This is a genomic window from Brotonthovivens ammoniilytica (assembly GCF_025566885.1).
In the GTDB taxonomy this organism is placed as follows: domain Bacteria; phylum Bacillota; class Clostridia; order Lachnospirales; family Lachnospiraceae; genus Brotonthovivens; species Brotonthovivens ammoniilytica.
This window is the reverse complement of the sequence record NZ_JAOQJQ010000003.1, coordinates 187632-193923: the sequence shown is the minus strand read 5'-3', so window position 1 is coordinate 193923 and position 6292 is coordinate 187632. Positions and strand designations below refer to the sequence as shown.

The following is a 6292-nucleotide window of genomic DNA, read 5'->3' as shown; positions in this document are numbered from 1 at the left end:
AGTTTCTGTCCTTTTTGTTTTTCCTTATATACGGAATCAAAAGCAGTTCTGTAATCCGGCGCGGCCGTCACCCGGCATCCCACGTCCTTTTTAAATACATCCTGCAGCTGCCCTGCCATAATTCCCCGCTGATTAGGCACGGCTGTTACTGCTATATCAGCCCACCTTATCTCTTGGGCAAGTATTCTAACTGCTTTATGATAATCCTTTTCTTTTACCATAGAAAATAAAAGCAGCGGGGGAAGTGTATCCTGCCGGCACAAAAACTTTACTGTTTTTATAAATTCCCGGATACCGGCTGTATTATGTGCTCCGTCCAGATATATCTCCGGCAGAACCTCTTCCATCCGTCCAGGCCAGACAGCCGCCATAAGCCCCGCCTTTATCTGTCCGGTATCCACAGAAATCTCTTTTTCTAATAACCGCACAGCGGTAATTGCCAGAGCTGCATTTACTGCCTGATACTCAGATACAAATGGTATTTTCCATCTTGTTCCACTATCATACTCAGTAAAAAGGGAAAAATCAATGAATTTATTCTTAAATTCGTGGATTGCGCACATTCCGGCATCTACAGGCACTGCCGGACAGCCCAGTCTGCAGGCACTCTCTTTGATTACTTCTGAAGCTCTGCTGTCGGTACTGTCATACACCACAGGAACCCCCGGCTTTAAAATTCCGGCCTTCTCAGCCGCAATCTTTTCAATGGTATCCCCCAAAATCTCCGTATGGTCCAGGCTGACAGAAGTCAGAACAGTCATAATAGGAGAAGAAATACTGTTTGTGGCATCCAGACGCCCCCCAAGACCGGTTTCCAAAACAACATACTCAACATCAGCCTTGCAGAATAATAACATACCCATTGCAAAAATAAACTCGAAAAATGTAGGGTGTCCAAAATTTTTCTGTTCAAAATAAAGGGCTGTTTTTTGTACTGTTTCATAGGCCTCCAGAAAATCCCTTTTGCTGCACATCCTGCCATTGATTACAAACCGCTCCCGGATATCCACAAGATGGGGCGAAGTAAACATCCCCACCGTCTTTTTGGCGTTTAAAAGGATGCTGTTTAAAAACATGCAGACACTTCCCTTGCCATTAGTGCCCGCCACATGAATGATCTTAAATTTTTCCTGGGGGGAGCTCAGTTCCTTTAAAAATTTTTTTGTATGTTCCAGACTGTTTTTTGTTGTAAATCTCGGAATCTGATAAAGATACTCTACCGCCTGTTGAAATTTATCTCTCATAACTGCTCCTGTTTATTTTCAGAAAGAAAAGGGAGACGTTGCAGTCCGCAAAATCTCCCCGTTTCCTCTATTGAATCTGTGCCAGACGCTCTTCTACATCTGCCATCATCTGTTTATATTTCTCAAGCTTTACTTTCTCTTCTTCTACTTTTGCCGCCGGAGCCTTGCTTAAAAATTTCTCATTTTTCAGCATCCCATTAGAGCGGGCCAGTTCTTTTTGAAGTTTCGCTTTTTCCTTTTCCAGACGTTCTTTTTCTTTGGCCATATCCACCAGATCTTCAAGGGGAACATACACAACGGCATTTGGTATCACAACAGACACTGCGTTATCCGGAACTCCGGCTTTATCTTTTTGAACTGCAAATGCAGCCGCGCCAAAGAGATGTCCGTAGTTTTCTTTTAATCTGTCATATTCTTCTAACAGCCCCTCATCCTCTGAAACCATGTAAAAGCTTGCTTTTCTGCTTGGAGGAACATCCATTTCCGCCCGCAGATTACGTACGCCCTTTACCAGAACTTTTAATTTCTCAATAGCGTCCTCCGCCTTTGCAAAATGCCATGCTTCCTGATATACCGGCCAGTCAGACAGCATAATTGTCTCTTCTTCCGGGTGCAGGGTACAGAATATCTCCTCTGTTAAAAACGGCATGTAGGGATGCAGCAGTTTTAATGCATTGGTCAGAACTGTTTTTAATGTCCAAAGCGCACTGTCTGCTTTCATCTGAGGATCCTCCCGGTTGTACATACGGACTTTTGCCAGCTCAATATACCAGTCGCAGAACTCTTCCCATATAAAATCATAGACTTTCTGAACTGCAATACCAAGCTCATACTTATCCATATTCTCTGTTACATCTTTTGCCAGCGTATTTACCCGGGACAAAATCCACTGATCTGCAGGTTTTAAATCTTTAAAATCCGGCTCCTTTATTTCTTCCTCACCCAGATTCATCATTATAAATCTGGAGGCATTCCATACTTTATTGGCAAAATTACGGCTGGCCTCTACTCTCTCCCAGTAGAAACGCATATCATTTCCCGGGGCATTTCCCGTCATCAGGGTCAGACGCAGGGCATCCGCACCATATTTATCAATCACTTCCAGCGGGTCAATTCCGTTTCCAAGGGACTTACTCATCTTTCTTCCCTGAGAATCCCTCACAAGACCATGGATTAATACTGTATGGAAGGGCTCTGTTCCCGTCTGTTCCAGTGCAGAAAATACCATGCGGATGACCCAGAAGAAAATAATATCGTAACCGGTTACCAGCACATCGGTTGGATAAAAATAATCCAGCTCTTCTGTTTTTTCCGGCCAGCCAAGGGTTGAAAACGGCCAGAGGGCTGATGAAAACCAGGTATCCAGAGTATCTTCATCCTGCACCATATGCGTACAGCCGCATTTGGGACATTTTTCCGGCTTATCCTTTGCAACTGTCATTTCACCGCACTCCTGACAGTAATAGGCCGGTATCCGGTGTCCCCACCAGAGCTGACGGGAAATACACCAGTCACGAATGCCTTCCAGCCAGTGCATATAAGTTTTTCCGAAGCTTTCCGGCACAAATTTCAGACGTCCGGATTTCAGCGCTTCTATGGCAGGTTTTGCCAGCTCATCCATCTTTACAAACCACTGGGGTTTTACCATGGGTTCTACCGTTGATTTACAGCGGTCATGAGTTCCTACATTGTGGCTGTGATCTTCCACCCGGACCAGCAGTCCCAGCTCATCCAGCTTCGCTACAATCGCTCTTCTGGCTTCATAGCGGTCCATGCCCGCATAAATACCGCCGTTTTCATTGATAGTAGCATCATCATTCATCACATTAATCTCAGGCAGATGATGCCGTTTTCCAACCTCAAAGTCATTTGGGTCATGAGCCGGTGTGATTTTTACACATCCGGTTCCAAATTCTTTATCTACATATGCGTCTGCAACCACGGGAATTTCCTTGTTTACGATTGGCAGAATCAGCATTTTTCCTACCAGATCTTTATACCGGTCATCATCCGGATTCACTGCCACTGCAGTATCTCCCAGCATGGTTTCCGGCCTGGTTGTGGCGATCTCCACATATTTTCCCTCTTCCCCGGCAATGGGATATTTAATATGCCAGAAATGGCCTGCCTGCTCCTGATGTTCTACCTCCGCATCAGATATAGATGTTTTGCACACAGGACACCAGTTGATAATTCTGGAGCCTTTATAAATATATCCTTTTTCATACAAGCGGATAAATACTTCCTTCACAGCTTCGGAACAGCCTTCGTCCATAGTAAAACGTTCTCTGTCCCAGTCTGCGGAAGAGCCCAGCTTTTTCAGCTGATTCACAATCCTTCCGCCGTATTCCTCTTTCCAGTCCCAGGCATGTTTTAAAAATTCCTCTCTTGTCAGATCAGACTTTTGAATTCCCTGTTTTTTTAATTTGTCAATTACTTTTACTTCTGTAGCAATGGCCGCATGGTCTGTCCCCGGCTGCCACAGCGCGGAATAGCCCTGCATCCTTTTATAACGGATTAAAATATCCTGCATGGTATTATCAAGAGCATGTCCCATATGCAGCTGTCCGGTTATATTTGGCGGCGGCATAACAATGGTAAATGGCTTCTTACTCTTATCCGCCTTTGCATGAAAATATTTATTTTTTTCCCATTTTTTGTACAGACGCCCCTCCAGGTCTTTGGGGCTGTATGTCTTTTCCAGCTCTCTGCTCATATCTTGCTCTCCTTATTTTTTTAAATAATCAAAAAAAGCCTTCCTGACTGTAAAATCAGAAAGGGCGAAAATCCGCGGTACCACCTTTATTACATGAAAAATCATGTATCTTTAACATTCTATAACGGGAATTAACCGGGATCGCTTACTTACCTGCAGGGTTCAGCCATCCAGTTCAAAAGCTACCTTCCTCATAACACTTCTGCCGGATGAGCTTACAGCCTGGGTTCATCCTCTCTGAGGGCGTTATCATGAGTACTCCTCTTTCTCATTACTTTTTTGTATTTTCTGTTTCAACCTGTATAAAAATATATGAAAGGATCTTAAACGCAGAAAACATACTGCACTTTGTTCATTCCCTTTTAAGATCTATTCCTAATCATAGTCAACCGGCGGCGCCTTGTCAAGCATCTGGCAAAACTTGTTTCTTTTTTCTACTTTTCAATTGACACCGGCCCTGCATACTTTTAAACTAAAGGGAATGAATGGAATCAGGAATGTATTTGTGCATTCTCCGCTCCGGCGGGCTGCAATGCAGTAATTCCCATGAAAGGAAATAAAATCAGGGGGAAGCAAATATGAAAAAATGGAATAAACTTGACAATGCCGCCAAGATTTTTCCTTCTACTATAGAACAATCAGAAACCCGTGTATTCCGGTTTTACTGTCAGTTAACAAAAAATGTTCAGCCACAGGTACTGCAAAGGGCTGTTGACCAGGCGGTCCGCCAGTTTCCTCATTTTCTGAAAATACTGCGCAAAGGACTGTTCTGGTACTATCTGGAGAACAGCAGCAAACGTCCAAAAGTGGAGCCGGAGAGCCAGTCACCCTGCTCTCATATTTATAAATCCGGACACCATGAGCTTCTTTTTAAAGTAACCTATTTCAAAAAAAGAATTAATATTGAGGTTTTCCATGTACTGGCCGACGGCGCCGGCACCATAGAGTTTTTAAAATTTATTCTGGCTGCCTATTTTAATATTCTGTATCCCGGAACGCTGCCCGTAAACGATCCGCTGATTCAAAATCCGCTGTCTATTACAGAGCTTGACTCAGATGCCTTTGAGGAATATTATACCGGCGAAAAGGATCCCCGTTCCAAAAAAAGGGGGCTGGTCTGGCTTCTCAGGGGGAAAAGGCGTCCCGATCTGGATATCAACGTTACAGAGGGAGTTGTATCCACAAAAAAAATTCTGGAACTGGCACATAATTATCATGCTACAATGACTGAATTTCTGGTGGCAGTTCTTATCAGATCTTTTATCAGCCAAATGTCCGACAGAGATCTGAAAAAGTCTCTTGTTATTGATATACCCATTAACCTTAGAAACTTTTTCCCTTCGGAAACTACAAGAAACTTTTTTGCCATACTGCCCGTCACTTATAAACCCAAGGGCCGAGACGATTCTCTAGAAATGATCTGTGCATGTATCTCAAAGGAATTTTCCGAAACCATTACAAAAGAAAATCTTCTTGGGAAAATTAATTCCCTGGGTTCTTTTGAACGGAATGTCCCCATGCGTCTGGTTCCAATTTTTTTAAAGGATCCGGGCCTGCAGTTCTGCAATTTTATGGCAAAACGTTTTGTTACCGGATGCTTTTCCAACCTGGGAAAAATTGTGATGCCGGAATGCTTTGATCCCTATATCGAACAAATCGGGGTGTATTCATCCACGCTGACTATTCAGGCGGAATGCTGTTCCTATAAGGACCGGCTGACTCTGGGATTTACAGAAGCATTTACAGATGTAACAACTGTTTATACTTTTTTTCATCAGTTAGAAGAGCTTGGTATTCCGGTAGAAATTCACACAAATACACCGGCTCGATGTATTCCGGGCAAAAATCCATCCAGGCCCGGACAGGATGTTTATGTTGCAGACCCTTCTGTTGATCGTAAGGAAAAAAAGGAAGATGTATTCCCGGTTCCAAAGCAGGAATCCCACAGGGTTTCAAATTTTTTAAAAATTTCCAATATTATATGTATCATAGCAATGATCACCTATGCCATTGTTTATCTCCTTACAGACAACCAGAACTACTGGTTCCTGATTATGGGTATAAACACGATATTTATCTGGAACGGAGTTGTCCGGGGTATGCTGATTAAGAGCAGTATTCTGCGAAGGCTGTTTACCCGTTTTCTGTGGACAAGTATTTTTTACCTGGCCATAGATTTGTTTTCCGGCTGGCATCAATGGTCCCTGACCCAGCAGGTACCGGTCTTTAGTCTGGTCAATCTATTTTTAAGTCTGTATCTGGCCGGTCTGTTTAAAACGGATACCTCGGATGAGGAACTGACGCTGTATCTTTCTCTGGAGTGTATGATGGG

3 protein-coding genes and 1 other annotated feature are annotated in these 6292 nt (G+C 43.5%); of the genes, 1 reads left to right on the top strand and 2 read right to left on the bottom strand.

Annotated features, from left to right (window positions below; translation table 11 throughout):
* Both OCV88_RS08910 and OCV88_RS08905 read right to left on the bottom strand, forming a co-directional pair.
* On the bottom strand, nt 1-1244 hold a 1244-nt coding region (locus tag OCV88_RS08910), incomplete at its 3' end, for a bifunctional folylpolyglutamate synthase/dihydrofolate synthase (RefSeq protein WP_158425350.1).
* A gap of 67 nt (nt 1245-1311) precedes the next feature.
* Nucleotides 1312-3960, bottom strand: coding sequence for a valine--tRNA ligase (locus OCV88_RS08905; protein ID WP_158425155.1), 2649 nt, complete (start codon nt 3958-3960; stop codon nt 1312-1314).
* 57 nt (nt 3961-4017) lie between these two features.
* Nucleotides 4018-4241: a binding site (T-box leader), on the bottom strand.
* A 297-nt stretch (nt 4242-4538) separates the two neighbouring features.
* Between OCV88_RS08905 and OCV88_RS08900 the strand changes: the two genes are divergently transcribed.
* The coding region (locus tag OCV88_RS08900) for a DUF6320 domain-containing protein (RefSeq protein ID WP_262591078.1) at nt 4539-6292 on the top strand (1754 nt) is incomplete at its 3' end.